Annotated in this window: 1 protein-coding gene; it reads left to right on the plus strand. The window is 59.6% G+C overall.

Annotated elements, in window-relative coordinates; translation table 11 throughout:
* Window positions 1–130 precede the first annotated feature (130 nt).
* On the plus strand, window positions 131–592 hold a 462-nt coding region (locus B3520_RS01290), incomplete at its 3' end, for an NAD(P)-binding domain-containing protein (protein ID WP_286875146.1).

The raw sequence follows: 592 nt of genomic DNA on the forward strand, positions 1-592 counted from the left end.
AGGCGCATCCGCCGTTACCAAACCCCGCCGCATCCACCGCATCCAAACCCACACATAGAAATACCCACCCAACCCCGTTATCATACGCCCCAACGAAATCCACTCTCTTTATGAAAGGGACCTTACCCGCATGAAAGTTACCGTATTTGGCACCGGCTACGTCGGTCTGGTGCAAGGCGCCATCCTCTCCGAAGTCGGCCATGACGTGGTCTGCGTTGATGTAGACGCCAAAAAGGTCGAGCGCCTTAAAAACGGTGAAATCCCGATTTACGAACCCGGCCTGGAGCCGCTGGTGACTGAAAACTACGCCGCTGGCCGCCTGCATTTCACCACCGACGCGGCCGAGGCCGTCAAACACGGTGACCTGCAATTCATCGCCGTGGGTACTCCGCCGGACGAGGACGGCTCCGCCGACCTCAAATACGTGCTGGCCGTGGCCGAGACCATTGCCACCCACATGGAAAAGCGCCAGGTCATTATCGACAAGTCCACCGTGCCCGTGGGCACCGCCGACAAGGTAAAAGCCAAAGTCGCGGAAACCCTGGAAAAGCGCGGCCGCACCGACCTCGAGTTCGCCGTGGTGTCCAACCCC

The sequence above is a fragment of the Marinimicrobium sp. UBA4509 genome (assembly GCF_002388575.1).
Lineage (GTDB): Bacteria > Pseudomonadota > Gammaproteobacteria > Pseudomonadales > Cellvibrionaceae > Marinimicrobium > Marinimicrobium koreense.